This window comes from Gemmatimonadota bacterium, assembly GCA_022560615.1.
GTDB lineage: Bacteria > Gemmatimonadota > Gemmatimonadetes > Longimicrobiales > Gaopeijiaceae > UBA1138.
Map to the genome: position 1 here is coordinate 20,057 of JADFSR010000013.1, position 15,038 is coordinate 35,094.

At 64.3% G+C, this 15,038-nt stretch carries 16 protein-coding genes and 1 tRNA gene; 1 reads left to right on the forward strand and 16 read right to left on the reverse strand.

Features of this window, described 5'->3' with window-relative positions; genetic code table 11:
- Positions 1 to 462: 462 nt before the first annotated feature.
- The 12 genes from IIB36_09290 to IIB36_09345 all read right to left on the reverse strand — a co-directional run bounded on the left by IIB36_09290 (position 463) and on the right by IIB36_09345 (position 10,233).
- Entirely contained in the window at positions 463 to 1,191 is a 729-nt protein-coding gene (locus tag IIB36_09290) for a YggS family pyridoxal phosphate-dependent enzyme (GenBank protein ID MCH7531933.1), read from the reverse strand.
- A gap of 96 nt (positions 1,192 to 1,287) precedes the next feature.
- On the reverse strand, positions 1,288 to 1,962 hold the full coding sequence (locus tag IIB36_09295; GenBank protein ID MCH7531934.1) for a TonB family protein: 675 nt from the start codon (positions 1,960 to 1,962) through the stop codon (positions 1,288 to 1,290).
- A complete protein-coding gene (locus tag IIB36_09300) occupies positions 1,959 to 2,408 on the reverse strand; it encodes a biopolymer transporter ExbD (protein MCH7531935.1) in 450 nt (149 codons plus the stop codon). Before IIB36_09300 ends, IIB36_09295 begins: the two co-directional genes overlap by 4 nt.
- Positions 2,409 to 2,411: 3 nt before the next feature.
- The gene (locus tag IIB36_09305) at positions 2,412 to 2,837 is read right to left on the reverse strand and encodes a biopolymer transporter ExbD (protein ID MCH7531936.1); all 426 of its coding nucleotides are present in this window, start codon (positions 2,835 to 2,837) and stop codon (positions 2,412 to 2,414) included.
- 54 nt (positions 2,838 to 2,891) lie between these two features.
- On the reverse strand, positions 2,892 to 3,647 hold the full coding sequence (locus tag IIB36_09310; protein MCH7531937.1) for a MotA/TolQ/ExbB proton channel family protein: 756 nt from the start codon (positions 3,645 to 3,647) through the stop codon (positions 2,892 to 2,894).
- A gap of 89 nt (positions 3,648 to 3,736) precedes the next feature.
- Positions 3,737 to 4,552, reverse strand: a complete 816-nt coding sequence (locus IIB36_09315) for a TIGR00159 family protein (protein ID MCH7531938.1) — start codon at positions 4,550 to 4,552, stop codon at positions 3,737 to 3,739.
- Between the two features lie 61 nt (positions 4,553 to 4,613).
- On the reverse strand, positions 4,614 to 6,566 hold the full coding sequence (gene ftsH, locus IIB36_09320; GenBank protein ID MCH7531939.1) for an ATP-dependent zinc metalloprotease FtsH: 1,953 nt from the start codon (positions 6,564 to 6,566) through the stop codon (positions 4,614 to 4,616).
- 122 nt (positions 6,567 to 6,688) lie between these two features.
- Complete coding sequence (hpt, locus tag IIB36_09325; protein MCH7531940.1) at positions 6,689 to 7,234, reverse strand: hypoxanthine phosphoribosyltransferase; 546 nt, start codon at positions 7,232 to 7,234, stop codon at positions 6,689 to 6,691.
- The gene (gene tilS, locus IIB36_09330) at positions 7,218 to 8,636 is read right to left on the reverse strand and encodes a tRNA lysidine(34) synthetase TilS (protein ID MCH7531941.1); all 1,419 of its coding nucleotides are present in this window, start codon (positions 8,634 to 8,636) and stop codon (positions 7,218 to 7,220) included. The genes hpt and tilS overlap by 17 nt, the downstream gene beginning before the upstream one ends.
- Positions 8,633 to 9,376 (reverse strand): glycerophosphodiester phosphodiesterase, encoded by a 744-nt coding sequence (locus tag IIB36_09335; protein MCH7531942.1) that lies wholly within the window; start codon positions 9,374 to 9,376, stop codon positions 8,633 to 8,635. Before IIB36_09335 ends, tilS begins: the two co-directional genes overlap by 4 nt.
- A 112-nt stretch (positions 9,377 to 9,488) precedes the next feature.
- Entirely contained in the window at positions 9,489 to 10,007 is a 519-nt protein-coding gene (locus IIB36_09340; protein ID MCH7531943.1) for a hypothetical protein, read from the reverse strand.
- Between the two features lie 152 nt (positions 10,008 to 10,159).
- Positions 10,160 to 10,233 (reverse strand) — tRNA-Met (locus tag IIB36_09345).
- A 152-nt stretch (positions 10,234 to 10,385) separates the two neighbouring features.
- Between IIB36_09345 and IIB36_09350 the strand changes: the two genes are divergently transcribed.
- Entirely contained in the window at positions 10,386 to 11,339 is a 954-nt protein-coding gene (locus IIB36_09350; protein ID MCH7531944.1) for a slipin family protein, read from the forward strand.
- Between the two features lie 51 nt (positions 11,340 to 11,390).
- Here IIB36_09350 and IIB36_09355 read toward each other — a convergent pair whose 3' ends face one another.
- The 4 genes from IIB36_09355 to thiL all read right to left on the reverse strand — a co-directional run bounded on the left by IIB36_09355 (position 11,391) and on the right by thiL (position 15,038).
- The gene (locus IIB36_09355) at positions 11,391 to 11,717 is read right to left on the reverse strand and encodes a septum formation initiator family protein (GenBank protein MCH7531945.1); all 327 of its coding nucleotides are present in this window, start codon (positions 11,715 to 11,717) and stop codon (positions 11,391 to 11,393) included.
- A gap of 5 nt (positions 11,718 to 11,722) precedes the next feature.
- Positions 11,723 to 13,006: a phosphopyruvate hydratase gene (eno, locus tag IIB36_09360; protein ID MCH7531946.1), complete on the reverse strand. Its 1,284-nt coding sequence runs from the start codon at positions 13,004 to 13,006 to the stop codon at positions 11,723 to 11,725.
- Between the two features lie 317 nt (positions 13,007 to 13,323).
- Positions 13,324 to 14,046, reverse strand: coding sequence for a 1-acyl-sn-glycerol-3-phosphate acyltransferase (locus IIB36_09365; GenBank protein ID MCH7531947.1), 723 nt, complete (start codon positions 14,044 to 14,046; stop codon positions 13,324 to 13,326).
- Entirely contained in the window at positions 14,043 to 15,038 is a 996-nt protein-coding gene (gene thiL, locus IIB36_09370; protein MCH7531948.1) for a thiamine-phosphate kinase, read from the reverse strand. The genes IIB36_09365 and thiL overlap by 4 nt, the downstream gene beginning before the upstream one ends.

Genomic DNA, 15,038 nt, shown 5'->3' on the forward strand with positions numbered 1-15,038 from the left:
CGTCGAGCTGCCGCTCCAACAGTTGTCGAAACGCCTTCAGGAACCGTGTTCTGCGCCGCTCCATCTCCTCGAGCGCATCCCTGCCCAACTCGAGCCTCCGCTCGGCGTCTCGAAGTAGGTTCCGCACCTTCGCCTCGGCTTCCGTCGCAATCCGGCGCGCTTCGGTCTCTGACTCTCGGACCAGGAGGTCCGCCTCGCGTTGCGCCTGTGTATGAATGTCGGCGCGCAGCTCCTGAGCGGTCACGAGCGCCTCCTGAACCGCCTGTTCGCGATCGGATTGTGCGCCCACCTGTAGCTCCAGCCTCTCAGAACGCTCCCGCAACACGATGTTCTCGCGAACGAGCTCTTCGAGACGTTCCGCGGCGATCTCCAGAAAGACATCAACCTCCTGGGGGTCGTAGCCCCGCATCAGCTTCTTGAAGTCCCCTCGCTTGTTGCGTACGTCGAGTGGTGTCAGGTCGATCATCGTCCGGCTCCCGAAAAGGCCTTCTGGGCTCGTGGCCCGAAGAGCGCCGTGCCGATCCGCACCATCGTACTGCCTTCTCGGATCGCGATCTCCAGATCGTCTGTCATTCCCATGGACAGCTCCGGACCGATTCGGCCGCCCTGAGCTCTCAGCTGCTCGTGAATCTGGCGCAGCCCCCCAAAGGCTCGCGACAGAACGGGCTCTTCGGCGCCGAAGGGTGCCATGGTCATCAAGCCATCAATCTTCAGTCCGGGCAACTCCGCGAGGCGTAACACGTCATCGACCGCGCTCGAGAGATCGAAGCCGCTCTTCGAGGCTTCCCCGGAACTGTTCACCTGCGCCAGCACGTGCACGACGCGGCCCTCTTCGTGAGCCATCCGTGCAAGGCGCTCTGCGAGCTTGGCCGAATCCACGGAGTGGATCAGGTCCGAGAGAGCGAGCGCCTGCCGCGCCTTGCGGCTCTGCAAGTGGCCGATCATGTGCCAAGTCGCAGCCCCTCGCCCGAGAACACCCACCTTGCCCGCGAGCTCCTCGACCCTGTTTTCTCCCAGCTCCGACAGCCCGGCTTGCAGCGCTGCCTCGACCGCCTCGAGCGGGTGTGCCTTGGTCACCGCGATGAGGCGCACGGAGGCTCCGTCGCGCCCCGCGGCATCTAGCGCCTGCGCGATGCGGTCGCGCATACGAGGCAGCGTCTCGGCCAGGCGCGCGGCATAGGCCGCGGTCATCGTTGCATCTGTCGTCGACATGAATCGGTAACATACGAAAGGGACCCCGCCGGAGCGCCGGCGGGGTCCCCAACAAGGGCCTACTCGGGCTCCGTGCTAGCGGACCTGGAAGGTAATCGGGAACGACACCCAGACCGGAACCTTCTTGTCGCGGTTCAGCGCCGGAGAGAACCTGTAGATCTCCGAGACCGCCATCGCGGCGTCGTCTAGCGCCTGGTGGCCAGAACTCGCATCGATCTGCCGTTCCACCACGCGACCGTTTTCGTCGATGAAGAAGTAGACCCGGACCGTGCCACCGATTCCTGCGTCGCGCAGGAGAGGCGGATACTCCCGCTCCATCGCCCGCACGACCTCATCCCGGTTCAAAATGGACGGAGCCACCGTGTACGGCGTGAACGTCGGCGCCGCAGAGATGTCGGTTGCGACCTCCTCGGGGGGCGGCGGAAGATCCTCCACCGGGTTGTCCTCGAAGGTGGTCGGCGCAATCGTGATATCCTCGTCGATATCCGCGGTCGCGATGATAGGCGTCGCCGGACGCGCGATCTGCTGCGGCGGCGGCGGAATCTCAATCTCCGGCGGGAGCTCGATCATTTCGAGTTCCGTGTTCTCGAACGAAAAGTCCTCCGCGGTCAGCTCGGGCCAGAAGGCGAAGATCGAAACATGAAGCACGGTCGAAACGATCATCCCCCCCCAGAACCAAGAGTCGAACGTCCGCTTGAGGCGCTCATTCGCGGTCTCGCCAGATGTGGCCGGTACGGCTTCTGCGGTCATCGTCTCTCCCTCTGCATGCTTTGCTCCAATTGTGTGGCGAAGACCACACGAACCACACCGGCGGCGACCAGCGCGGTCGTCAACTGATCGATGAACCGGTACGGAACCTCACGGTCGCCCCGAATTGAGATTATGAGGGCACGCTCGGACTCGGCGTAGAGCGGTGCGACAACGGTCGTCACCTGCTCCATGGAGTGCGGCTGGTCGTTGATGTAGACCTGTCCGTCCTGCTCCATCCAAATGTTCAAGATGTTCTTCTGCTTCTCGTCGATCTTCTGCGCGGCCTCGGCGCGCGCCCACTCGATCGGGCGGTCGCGGTCGGGCTGGAAGACCGTCGTCACCATAAAAAAGATCAGAAGCAAGAAAGCGATATCGGCAAGCGCCGAAGATGGAATCTCCTCCGATGCCTTCGATTTCTTCTGAAAACCACCACCCTTGATGGACATAAGCTAGTTCACCAGAACCTGAAGCGAGATGCGTTCAGCCTTTGCGAGGTGGAGCGCATCCAGCACGTCGATCATGAACTTGTAGGGCGCGTCCGGATGGGTTTTCACCGCTGCGATCATGTTGGGATTCGCCGCGACTTCCTGCCGCCACAGCGCATCGATCTCGGAAGGCCGCATCTGCACCACCTGCTGGCTCTCGCCACGCTTCACGTCGACGATCCCGGTCGGCTGAATGATCAGGTGCAGGATATTCCTCTGGCTGACCTGGGTTTCTTCACCGGGCTCCGGCAGCACGATCGAGAGGCCCTTGTCCTTGGGGAAGGTGGTCGTCACCAAGAAGAAGATCAGCAGCAGGAATGCGATGTCCGCCGTCGACGCCATCGGGACGCCCTCGTTGACCTTCCTCTTCTTATTGCCTAGAACCGCCATATCCGTGCCTCGGTCTGGTATCCCTGACGTACTGGGGCTGTGTGCGAAAGGTTCCTATTCGGTCTCGTCAGCCGCTTGTCCCTCGGTTGCGTCACTCTCCGCAGTTACTCCGGGCTCGAGTGCCGCGACCGGGAGCCTCTCGTCCGGCTCGGGTCTGACGATCTCGAGTCGACCTTGCTTCTCGAGTTCCCAAGAAAGGTTGAGGATCTTTTGCGCACCCTGCTCCATGAGCACGATGAGCGCATCGACACGGGCGACGAAGACGTTGTAGGCGATGTTGATCGGTATCGCGACGATCAACCCAGCGGCCGTCGTGAGCAACGCCACCTTGATACCACCCGCCACCAGAGTCGCGTCGACCGTTCCAGCCTCCTCGATCGACGCGAAGGCGAGGATCATTCCCGCGACGGTGCCGAGGAAGCCCATGAGAGGCGCCACGTTGGCGATAGTCGCAAGAATCACCAGGCCCCGCTCCAGGAAGCTGAGCTCGATCATCCCGGTGGTCGCTATGGCGGCCTCCAACTCGCCGGCCATCATCTTCCCGTTCCGGATGCGGCGTAGACCCGCGAGGAGAATGGCAGCGGCCGGTCCCGGCGTGTCCCGAGCGATCTCGAACGCGCTCTCGAGATCACCTTGCAGGACGGCCTCTTCGACGTCGTGCAGCACACGTACCGTGCCCCTGTGAGCGATCATGAGAGTCCAGGCCTTGGCGATGATCACACCCAGGGCGACGAGCGAGCAGAGTACGAGCGGATACATCATCCACCCGCCGTCCGCGAAGAGGGTCATCAGTTCATACTGGGTACCCACGAAGGCGAACTCCTGGAAAGTGAATTACGAGATCCGCAGAATCTAGGCGCGTTGTCGTGAAGGTGTCAACGCGCGCGTGCAGTGTGTGTCTACTCTATGGAAATCTGGGGTTTCCGCGCCGGGGCGAGCTTCGGATCGTGTTGGGGCACGCTGCCCACCACAACCTCCCGTAGCCGCTCAGGGTCGATGTCGCGCTCGAGGCGACCTTCGACGGCCAAAGAGATCTGTGCGGTCTCCTCGCTGACGACGATGACGATGGCGTCCGTCTCTTCGCTCAAGCCGAGAGCAGCCCGATGCCGGGTCCCCAGTGAGCGGTCCCCGACCGAGGACTGTGTAAGCGGCAGGATCGCGCCTGCCGTTCGGATCTGGTCCCCCGCGATGAGCACGGCGCCGTCGTGCAGCGGCGAGTACGGCGTGAAGATCGTGGTCAGCATCTCCGCTGAGACGCGGGCGTCCACCGCGCTCCCCGTTTCGGCATACTCTTCGAGCCCGACATCCCGCTCGATCGCGATGATCGCTCCGTGGCGGGCACGAGCGAGCCGCATCGCGGCTTCGACGATCTCCTCCGCCGCTCGGCCGTCTTCCGGGGGCTGGAAGACACGGATCATGCGGCTGCGGCCCAGGCGTGCGAGCGCCGAGCGAAGCTCCGGCTGAAAGACGACGAGCGCGGCGATGGCCCCGTACGCGAAGCTCGCCTCCAGCAGCCTGCGAATCAGGATCAGGTCCAGCAGGCGTGCCAGGCCATAGGTGAAAGCGAGCAGAGCCACGCCCAGCATGATCTGCATCGCGCGAGTGCGCTGGATCACGAGGAGGATCCGGTAGAGCAAGAACGCCACGATCAGGATCTCGACCAGGTCAGTCCATCCCGGGCTCAAGAACTGGAGCTGTTCCCAGATCCGGCTCACCGCTGTGTCTCCGTGGTCGGGCCCCGCTCCCCCAATGTTGCTCCGTGCTCGGCCGATCGCGTCAAGTCAGCGGCTCGTCCTCATCCGCGGCGTACACGCCCGGTGCGGGTCCCGGAAGCGGCCCCTCGGCGCCGGGCAGCGCCAGTGGCGCCGTAGACTTCTTCGGCACCCGTGGCGACTGCGCGGCGACCGGAGCCAGCGACTCCGGCTCCGGTACTTCGAGCGGCGGGAGCTGCTCGCCTCGCTCCAGTGTCTGGATCGCTTCGCGATCGAGCGTCTCGCGCTCGAGCAGTGCCTGAGCAAAGACCTCCATAAGATCCTTGTTCTCTTCCAGAACTTCGCGGGCGCGTTCGTGGGCCTCGTCCAGAATGCGCTTCACTTCCTGGTCTACGAGCCGCGAAGTGTGTTCCGACACGATCCGACGCTGCGAGATGTCGCGGCCGAGGAAGATTTCATGCTCGGGCTCGCCGATCGTCATCAAACCGATGACGTCGCTCATGCCGAAGGCGGTGACCATCCGCCGTGCCATACCCGTGGCCTGCTCGATGTCGTTGCCGGCTCCCGTCGTCACGGCCTCGGGACCGAAGATCATCTCTTCCGCCACCCGCCCACCGAAGAGCATCGCGAGCTGACCCTCCATCCACTCCTTGCGGTACGAATGGCGGTCTTCCTCGGGTAGGCTCGCAGTGATTCCCAGGGCGCTGCCCCGGGGCACGATGCTGACCTTGTGCACCGGGTCGAGCCCCGGAATCTTCAGGCCGACGACCGTGTGGCCGGCCTCGTGGAACGCAGTGAGCTTCCGCTCACCCTCGGTCAGCACCAGGGAACGACGTTCCGCTCCCAACATGACCTTGTCCTTCGCCTCGTCGAAATTATCCATCGAGACCTTGTCGGCGTCCCGGCGAGCCGCCATAAGCGCCGCCTCGTTGCAGATGTTCTCGAGATCCGCACCCGTCATGCCGGGGGTGCCCCGCGCGATGAGTTGCAGCTCGACGTCGTCCGCAAGCGGGAGTTTCTTGGCGTGAACGCGAAGGATGCCCTCGCGTCCCTTCAAGTCGGGCATGTCCACCACGATCTGTCGGTCGAAGCGCCCAGGACGGAGCAGTGCCGGGTCGAGAACGTCCGGACGGTTCGTCGCCGCTAGCAGGATGACGCCTTCGTTGGACTCGAAGCCATCCATCTCGACGAGCAGCGCGTTGAGCGTTTGCTCTCGTTCGTCGTGGCCACCGCCCAGGCCGGCACCCCGGTGGCGACCCACCGCGTCGATCTCGTCGACGAAGATGATGCAGGGAGCATGTGCCTTGCCCTGCTCGAACAGGTCGCGAACGCGCGACGCACCGACACCCACGAACATCTCGACGAAATCCGAACCGGACATCTGGAAGAACGGTCGGGCAGCCTCGCCGGCGACGGCCCGGGCGAGCAGCGTCTTACCGGTTCCTGGGGGACCGACGAGCAAGACGCCCTTCGGCAGCCGTCCACCGAGACGCGTGAACTTGGCCGGGTCCTTGAGGAACTCGATGATTTCTTGAAGTTCTTCCTTGGCTTCGTCCGCCCCTGCGACGTCCGCGAAGGTGACCTTGGGGTTGTCCGGCGAAATCAGCTTCGCTTTGGAGCGGCCGAACTGGAACGCGCGGTTCCCACCGCCCTGCATGGTTCTGAAGATCCAGATCCAGAAGGCGATGAAGAGGAGCCACGGAAGCGCCCCTATGAGGAGTGTGCCCCAACCCGCCTCCGGAGACTCGGCCTGGATGATGACGTCATTGGCCTGGAACGCATCGAGCAGGCCGTCGGTGACGTCGCTCGGTAGCGTGACCTCGAAGCGGGTGACCTCCAACTCTTGCTCCATGATGGGCGCACGTAGCTCGCCCTCGATCCTGCGATCGATCACGGTCACTTCGAACACGTTCCCGCTGTTCAGTTGGCGCATGAAGTTCGTGTAGGTGATCTCCGTGCGCGTCGGCTCCTGCCTGCGAACGAACTGCACTGCCAGTAAGAGCATCAACACCATCATGATCAAGAACGCGGCGTTCTTGGACACACGACCGAGACGGTTGTCGCCGTCGGCTCGGTTCGGATCAGGTTCTGGCATGCTGCTTTCTATCTTCGCGTGGTACTGGAGGCCAATGGCCCTCGTTACAGGCTCGCGATATATGGCAGGTGACGGAAGTCTTCCGCATAATCGAGTCCATACCCCACAAGGAACTCGTTGGGTGCATCGAAGCCCACCCAACGTGTTTCCGGATGAGTCGTGATTCTCTTGTGGAGCAAAGCGCAGATCTCCAACGAGGTCGGCCCGCGGGCTTCGAGCCGGGGAATGAGGCGGGCGAGTGTGTTCCCACTGTCAATGATATCCTCTACGAGCAACACGGCGCGGTCCTTCAGCGAAGCGCCGGGATCGTATAGCAGCCGCACGTCACCGCTCGAAACCTTGGTGGCGCCATAGCTCGACGCCACCAGGAAATCCACGTGCAAGGGAAGCTCGATCGAGCGCACGAGGTCGGCCATGAACAGGAACGAGCCCTTCAACAGCCCCAGCACGAGCAGCCTGTCCGACGCAGTGTACGCCGCCGTAATCTCAACACCCAATTCACGAATCCGGAGCTGAACGTCGTCTTCCGAGAAGACGATACGCTTGAGCTCCTGGCCGCCTAGCTGCGTGTCCTCAGTGAGTGCCGGCATCATCGATTCCAATGTGAAGAACATGCGACGCGTCGTCCCGAGCTTCCGGCCCTACGGCGGTCGCGACGCCCGGGATCCAAAGCACTTTTCCCCGCGCGTCCACGAACACGGGCAACCGCTCCCGCAGCGACTCCGGAATCCTCGCCTCGAGCAGAAGCTTTTTTACCTTCTTGGAGCCGTAGGGAAGTTGAATCCGATCTCCGGCCTCCCTCGCCCGTACCGTCAGCGGAAAGTGCGGCGCCGTCACGGCAACCGAGTCGCGCGCCGAGACGGACAGCTCCGAACCTCCCCAGCGCACGGTGAACGTCCTGCCGCCGAGGGTCACGCTCCCCGAGCCAGCCCGAGCACCGGGGATCCTCAGCGGTCTGTCCGGCTCCCCTTCAGTCTCGCAGACTGCAGTCTCGCCGACTGGAGTATCGCGGCCCAACGGCTCGCGGACCAAGACGATCCGGTCTAGTTCGCGCCTCAGGACGAGACCCGAAGCGAGGTCCAGACGTCGGCCACTTTGGCCCGAGCCAGTGAACTCGGCCGCGGAGCGGGTTCCCACGGTGTCGAGTCGCGCGCCAAGCCGTTCGCTGAGCCAGCGCAGCACGCGCCCGCGAAGGGGCGTCGGCAATCGCCGTAGCCGCTCATGGTCAACGGAGAGAGCGTCGTCGCCCCGCTCCAGATCCAACGTTTCCAAGAGCCGCGGCATGAGATACCGCCACGCTTCGACGTCGTCCCGCGCTTGTTCCGCCAAGCGCACGAGCGAGCGGCGTGCGCCCGGTGCTACCGACGACTCCACTTCGGGAATAATCCGGTTACGGATTACGTTGCGGGCGAAGGCCGATTCAAGGTTGGATGGATCCTCCCGCCACCCGAGCCTCACCGAGTCGGCGTACTCGACGAGCTCCTTCTTCCAGAACGGGAGCAGTGGGCGCCAGAGCCCCGGCTCACGGAACGAAGCCATGCCGGAGAGCCCCACCGTGCCGCTGCCCCTCAGCAAGCGAAAGAGGACCGTCTCGGCCTGATCGTCGGCGTGGTGGCCCGTCACCACGACATCGGCGTCGACCTCCCGTCTGACCGACTCGAGGAACGCGTACCGCGCGTTTCTAGCCGACTCCTCGGATCGCAACGGCTCTGCCGCACGCTCCACGAAGATCGGGAGCCCCCAGGAGCGCGCGACCCCGCGCACCCACTCGGCGTCCGAGAGCGAACCCTCTCGCATGCCGTGATCGAAGTGCGCCACGTGGATAGGGATGCCGGTGGAGGGGAAGCCGAAGCGGAACAAGTGGAGGAGAGCCATCGAGTCGAGTCCTCCCGACGTCGCAACCACGAGCCCACCGTCGTGAAGGATCCCGCCTCGAGCGGCTTGCAGTACCTCGGAAAAGCGGCTTCTCACGTCCCTCGCCACATCGCTCATGCGGCTCCCTCCACCGGCCCCGGGGGTGGCGGCCGACCGGCAACCTCGGTCAGGACTTGGGCGAGTATATCGGGTCGGTCACTCTGGATACCGTCCACTCCCCACGACAGCAACCGTTTCATCGACTCCGGATCGTCGACCGTCCAGACCTGCACGGGAATGTTTCGCCGGTGCGCGGCTCGAACGAAGGCCCGCGAGACGATTCTCAGTCCCTTCCACAGCTCGGGGACCTGAAGGATGTCCGCGCGAGGTAGGTATGGACCGCTTCCCGGAAGTCGGTGCAGTGCCCAGAACAAGAGGACCTGATGGCGGCTCGCACCCCAGGGGCCAGCGTAGCCGCGGGCATCCCTTCGGGACCGCTCGAACTCCGCTGCGACGAGCACGCGGTGCTGCGCGTGATGACTTCGAATGACTTCGACGAGCGGCCCGGCAGCCCGCGGCTCCTTGACTTCTACGTTGATACGAGTCTCCGGGAACGCGGTCAGGACCTCCGCGAAGGTCGGAACGACCACCCCCGTGCCGCGGAAGGAGCGGCCGCCATCGAGATCCTCGAACCGGTACCCGGCATCGAGAGCGTGGATCTCGTCGAGCGTGCTCGCTGCCACCGGACCCTCACCGTCCGTGGTCCGCTCCAGCGTTTCGTCGTGAATGACCACGACGTGTCCGTCCCGGGTGAGTCGAACGTCCAGTTCGAGTATGTCGGCGCGCCACCAGTCGACCGCCCGGCGGAAGGCAGCCATGGTGTTTTCCGGCGCGACCTTCGATCCGCCACGGTGCGCCACGAGCAAGGGGGCTCCAGCGAGATACGTGCGCCCTGGCCGCGAGGTCAACACACAGACGTCACCCCTCTGGTTACGCGGAAGCGCGCCTGCCGGCTTCGACCCGCTCGATTTCCGCGGGAGCCAGTTCGTGGAAGCGATACAAGACGAAGTCGATGAGGCGGCTCGTCATTTCCATCTCCGATCGCGCCTTGTCCGGCTCGTCGCCGCCGCCCGCAGCGAGTCCATCCTCGAGCTCGACGACACGTCCGCACAAGAAGCCCAAAGTGTCCTCGACGACTTGGGGACGTGGCGAAGCAGGTGCAAGCGCGTCGGGCATCACCTCAGTAAGTAGGAGCCCACGCATGAAAGCGAGGAAGCCCGGGAAGGCGAGCTCGGTGAGCGGTCCGCCCTCGAGGGCCTCCTCGAAGGTGATGTTCTCCCACTCGAGCTCGTTCCAGTAGAGGTCCTCCGCCTCCTCGAGCAGAAACTCGCGAACATGAGGCGGGATAGGAGAATTGGGGTCCGTTATGGGAGGTCGCAGCTCCCGCTCCAGGATGCGTTCGAGGCGTTCGCGACGCCCGCTCAAGAGCGTGCTGGCGCGGTCTGTCATGGTGTCCTCGGTCGGCCGAGTGGTCCCGATTCGTGGCGAAAGCTATGTCATCTCTCGCCAGGCCGCATCGAGGCGAGCCAATCGTAGAAGGCTGACGGGAGAATCGGCCCCCCGGGAGAACCCGAGAGGCCGAAAGTCCTTCTCCCACATAGTGCCGGAGGAGGGACTTGAACCCCCGACACGCGGATTATGATTCCGCTGCTCTGACCAACTGAGCTACTCCGGCAATGGGAAAAAAAGCTGATCTGGCCGTCGGGTCGTGTCAACAGGCTTGCGCCCGGATGCTCCGCCCGCGACGCTCACTCCCGACGGGACATGAACAGCCTTTCGAGGATCCCCGTATCCAGGGGCGTCCCTTCCTCTTTGCCCGGAGGATCCATGGATCCCGCGACTATTGCGATCGGTGCAGCGGCCATCGTCGGTGTGTCGCTCCTCACCAGCCTCAGGATTCTGTTGGAATACGAACGCGGCGTGGTCTTTCGACTCGGCAGACTCACGCGCGCCAAAGGCCCCGGCCTCATTTTTCTCGTGCCCTGGGGCATCGAGCGCATGAAGAGGATGGACCTCCGCATCGTGGCACTGGACATTCCGCCCCAGGACACGATCACGAAGGACAACGTCAGCGTCCGGGTGAACGCGGTCGTGTACTTCCGCGTCGCCGACCCGACGACGGCGGTCATCGAGATCGAGGACTACTACTTCGCGACGAGCCAACTGGCGCAGACCACATTGCGCTCGGTCATCGGCCAGTCGGAGTTGGATGAACTCCTCGCCGAACGAGAGCGCATCAACGAGCACATCCGTCAGATCATCGACGAAGGCACGGATTCGTGGGGCATCGAGGTCACCGCGGTCGAGATCAAGGATATCGATCTGCCCCAGGAGATGAAGCGGTCCATGGCCAAGCAGGCCGAAGCAGAACGCGAGAGGCGCGCCAAGGTAATCAACGCTCAAGGTGAGTATCAGGCGGCGGCGAAGCTCGCGGCAGCGGCCGAGATCATTCAGGAGTTCCCCGTGGCGATGCAGCTCCGCTTCCTGCAGACCGTGAGCGAGATCGCCGTAGAAAACAACTCGACGACGCTCTTCCCGATCCCGATCGACTTGTTCAGTCCCTTCCTCAAGCCGGGTCCGCCGGCCAGTGAGGAGGCACGCGCACGCGCGCTCAAGGTCGCTGTCGAAGCGCTTGCGGGGACCCTGTCCAGCAGCGAGGACTCCGGCCAACTCCAGAGCATGGCGAAAAAAATGATCGCTGAGGCGGCGGAGGGTGAGGCCACTGAGGCGGAGGGTGAGGCCACTGAGAAGGTGCCGGCCGGATCCGACGAAGCCGAGTAGCCACGGGCATGATCGAGCCGGAGCGCGCTGGCGTCCCGTGGGGCCTGGCTGTCACCGCATGGCCCCGTTCGTCGTGTCGCTCAACGCGAGCGCGCTGTCCCTAGGCTGTGCGAAACGATAGAGGATCTCGCCGTCCCGAATCATGCCGAAGCGCTCGCGCGCGATGCGCTCGAGCGTCACGGAATCGATCTGCATGGAGTCAGCCCATGCTCGGAGCGAATCGATCTGGCGCTTGAGCTCTGCGAGATCGTCCTCCTCCTGCTCGACCGCCGCTCGAGCGTCCCTGAGCTCGAACCACGAGTACTCGCCCCCGAACACCGCGTAGTACGCGGCGAGCAGCAGAAGGCCCGGCAGAATCGCCTTTTTCAACCTGTGCACGGCTGCTAGTCGCCCCAGAGAGAGCGACCCAGGTACCGAGCCCGACCGCCGAGCTGCTCTTCGATGCGCAGCAGTTGGTTGTACTTGGCGACGCGGTCGGTACGGCTAGCGCTGCCCGTCTTGATCTGGCCGGCGCCCGTGGCGACCGCGAGGTCGGCGATGAACGTGTCCTCGGTCTCGCCGGACCGGTGCGAAACGATACAGTTGTATCCGGCCTCGCGTGCGACGCGCATCGTCTCCAGCGTTTCGGTCACCGTCCCGATCTGATTCACCTTGACGAGGATCGCATTCGCGGCGCCGTCCCTGATGCCTTGCTCCAGTCGATCCACGTTCGTGACGAAAATATCGTCGCCGACGATCTGCACGCGCTCGCCCAAAGCATCGGTAAGCTGCTTCCAACCATGCCAGTCGTTTTCGTCGAGAGGGTCCTCCAGAGAACGAATCGGGTATTTCTCGATCCACTCGGTCCAGAACTCGACCATTCCGGCTGCGTCCCGCCGCTCACCCCCCGACCAGTGGAACACGTACTCCCCGTCCTCGAAGAACTCGGTAGCCGCAGCGTCGAGCGTGATCACGAGGTCCTCCCCCGGGCGGTACCCCGCCTCCTCGATCGCACGCAGCACCAGCTCGATGGCTTCTTCGTTGCTTGCCAGATCAGGCGCGAAGCCGCCCTCGTCGCCGACCGCGGTATTCTTGCCCAGCGCTGAGAGCACCTTCTTCAGGTGGTGGAAGACCTCGACACCCATGCGCAGACCCTCGGAGAACGTCTCCGCCCCCACAGGCATGACCATGAATTCCTGGATGTCGACGTTGTTGGGCGCGTGCGCCCCGCCGTTCAGGATGTTCATCATCGGCACCGGAAGCAGATCAGCCTCGCCGCCGACCGCGAGGTAGCGCCACAGCGGCATGTGGTTCTCGAGCGCCGCGGCCCGCGCCGCGGCCATCGACACCGCGAGGATCGCGTTGGCACCGAGGTTCCGTTTGTTCGGCGTGCCGTCCAGCTCGAGCATCGTGCGATCGATGTCCAGTTGCTCGCGGGCCTCGAAGCCCCGAAGCGCGTCAGCGATCACGGTGTTTACGTTTTCGACAGCGCGCAAGACTCCCTTTCCGAGGAAGCGATCACGATCGCCGTCCCGCAACTCGACAGCCTCGTGGGCACCCGTGGACGCGCCGGAGGGGACCGCGGCCCTGCCCCGGAAGCCGGTTTCCAGGGTGACCTCGGCTTCGACCGTCGGATTGCCCCTCGAGTCCAAGACCTCACGTGCACGCACATCCACTATGGCCGACACCTGGCCTCCTCTCCCTAGAAGGGTGATCGAAAAGGGGGGCGGGCCGCGTTACGGTGCCACGGCCCCAGGTCCTAGGCGGAGCTTCGAAGGCATAGCCGTCGCTACGTCGAGGAGCTCCAACGACGGAGATGGGGCCGTGCCACCGTAACCCACACACTCCTTTGTCCTTTCAGCCATGGTGTTCGGCACATGGCGGTTGCGCGGTTGATCCATCGTCTCTCCTCGTCGCCGTAGCAAGGCTACGACTCCTCGTCGTTCCTTGCCTGAACGCGCGCAAGCACCATGTGCGCGGCCCACCTCCCTTTCCGATCACCCTTCTATGCCCGAGTCGCCGAAGTCTGCAAGTCCCGCAGGGCCTGCCACGCTCTTTCGGCGAGTTCGTCTCTTCGTTCGAAGTCGTATGAATGGACCGGGATCGGAGTCCCGAATCGGATTCGAATAACGCCCGCGCGGACCAGAATCCCGTTTTTCCTCATCACGTCTCTGGACCCGATGACCGCAGTCGGAACCACTTCGGCGCCGGCCTGAATCGCCAGAACGAACGCGCCCTTCTTGAACGGCTGCAGTTCGCCCGTCGGCGAGCGTGTCCCTTCAGGAAACATGATGACGGTTGGACCGTCATCTTCCAACCTCTGACGTGCGATCTCCAGCGATTCCAAGGCGAGGTCACGGTCGCCGCGATCGATGAAGATGTGCCCGCAAGCTCCGACCGCCCTACCGAAGAAGGGTATCCGCGCAACCTCTTTCTTCGCCACGAACACATATGGACCGGGACAGAAACCGGTCAAGGCGAGAGGGTCGAACCAGGACGTGTGATTCGCCACCACGACCTGCGGTGCCGCAGAGTGGATGTTTTCCGCCGCTTCAACCTCGACCCGCACGCCGGCGATACGGAGCATCAGCCTCGACCAGGTGCGCGGGACTTCCGCGCATACACAGTCGGCGTTCGCAGCGTTTCGGTAGACGGCCCATACAATCCGCGTCGCGTACCAGATCGTGGCCGGGATCCCCAACGCCAGCAGCGCGAGCAGGCGGATCAATGGTCGACGCTCCCGAAGTGGTCGAAACCAGCGCGCGCCAGCGGCCGCGGCTCGCCGTCGCCGCGATCGAGCCACACGCCCTCCCCTTCGAGCACATGTCCGACGCGGGTCAAGTCGAGCCCGAAGCGGTCCTCGAAACGAGCCACGTCGACGATCCCCGGGTCGGCGACGAAGAGCAGCTCGTAGTCCTCGCCGCCATGCAGCGCCGCTTCCAACGCGCCCTCGGCTCCGAGGACGACGAGGGCGGCATCGGCGATCGGGACGGCACCCGCCTCCAAGACAACCTTGACGCCAGAGGCGGCCGCCAAATGGCCGACGTCACCGGCTAGGCCGTCGGATATGTCCATGAGCGCGTCAACCCATTCCTGCTCGACCAGACAGCACGCTTCGTCGATACGCGGCGTCGGACGGGCGAAGGCCGCGCGTGCTTGCGGGGACGGCTCACCCCCCTGCCGCCAAGCATGGACGGCGGCGGCGCTCGCGCCGAGGCGCCCGGTCACCCAGATCTCGTCGCCGGCCTTCGCCCCATTTCGCAATACCGGCCACGACGTACGGCCCACGACCACGACGTCGAGCACCAGGGGTCCTGGCGATCGGGAGAGGTCTCCACCGAGAATCGCTCCACCAAGCGCTTGCACGGCTTCCTCAACCCCGACCTGCAGTGCTTCCAGATCGACGTCGCCGGCCTCCGGGACCGCAATGGACACCAGTAACCCGAGGGGGGTCGCCGCCATGGCCGCTAGGTCGGAGAGCGCGGTCGCCGCGGCGCGGTACCCGATCTCACGGTCCGAGAGCCAGCTACGTCGGAAGTGCACGTCCTCGACACACATGTCGGTACTCAGGACCCACCCACCTTCGATGACCGCCGCGTCGTCACCGGGTCCGACCCGGACCGCCGCTGGGAGCTCACCGCCCAAAGCGATCGCCGTGCGGATCAGGTCGAACTCCGCCCCCGGGCCGAGTCGGATCGTGCGCGGCGGGTGATCGCTCAT

Excerpts from the sequence above, each read along its gene's own strand:
- IIB36_09290 (MCH7531933.1), bottom strand. The coding sequence starts at position 1,191 with ATGACCGCGGCCTATGCCGCGCGCCTGGCCGAGACGCTGCCTCGTATG.
- IIB36_09295 (MCH7531934.1), bottom strand. The coding sequence starts at position 1,962 with ATGACCGCAGAAGCCGTACCGGCCACATCTGGCGAGACCGCGAATGAG.
- IIB36_09300 (MCH7531935.1), bottom strand. The coding sequence starts at position 2,408 with ATGTCCATCAAGGGTGGTGGTTTTCAGAAGAAATCGAAGGCATCGGAG.
- IIB36_09305 (MCH7531936.1), bottom strand. The coding sequence starts at position 2,837 with ATGGCGGTTCTAGGCAATAAGAAGAGGAAGGTCAACGAGGGCGTCCCG.
- ftsH (MCH7531939.1), bottom strand. The coding sequence starts at position 6,566 with ATGATGGTGTTGATGCTCTTACTGGCAGTGCAGTTCGTTCGCAGGCAG.
- hpt (MCH7531940.1), bottom strand. The coding sequence starts at position 7,234 with ATGCCGGCACTCACTGAGGACACGCAGCTAGGCGGCCAGGAGCTCAAG.
- tilS (MCH7531941.1), bottom strand. The coding sequence starts at position 8,636 with ATGAGCGATGTGGCGAGGGACGTGAGAAGCCGCTTTTCCGAGGTACTG.
- IIB36_09335 (MCH7531942.1), bottom strand. The coding sequence starts at position 9,376 with ATGGCTGCCTTCCGCCGGGCGGTCGACTGGTGGCGCGCCGACATACTC.
- IIB36_09340 (MCH7531943.1), bottom strand. The coding sequence starts at position 10,007 with ATGACAGACCGCGCCAGCACGCTCTTGAGCGGGCGTCGCGAACGCCTC.
- IIB36_09350 (MCH7531944.1), top strand. The coding sequence starts at position 10,386 with ATGGATCCCGCGACTATTGCGATCGGTGCAGCGGCCATCGTCGGTGTG.
- thiL (MCH7531948.1), bottom strand. The coding sequence starts at position 15,038 with ATGAGCGATCACCCGCCGCGCACGATCCGACTCGGCCCGGGGGCGGAG.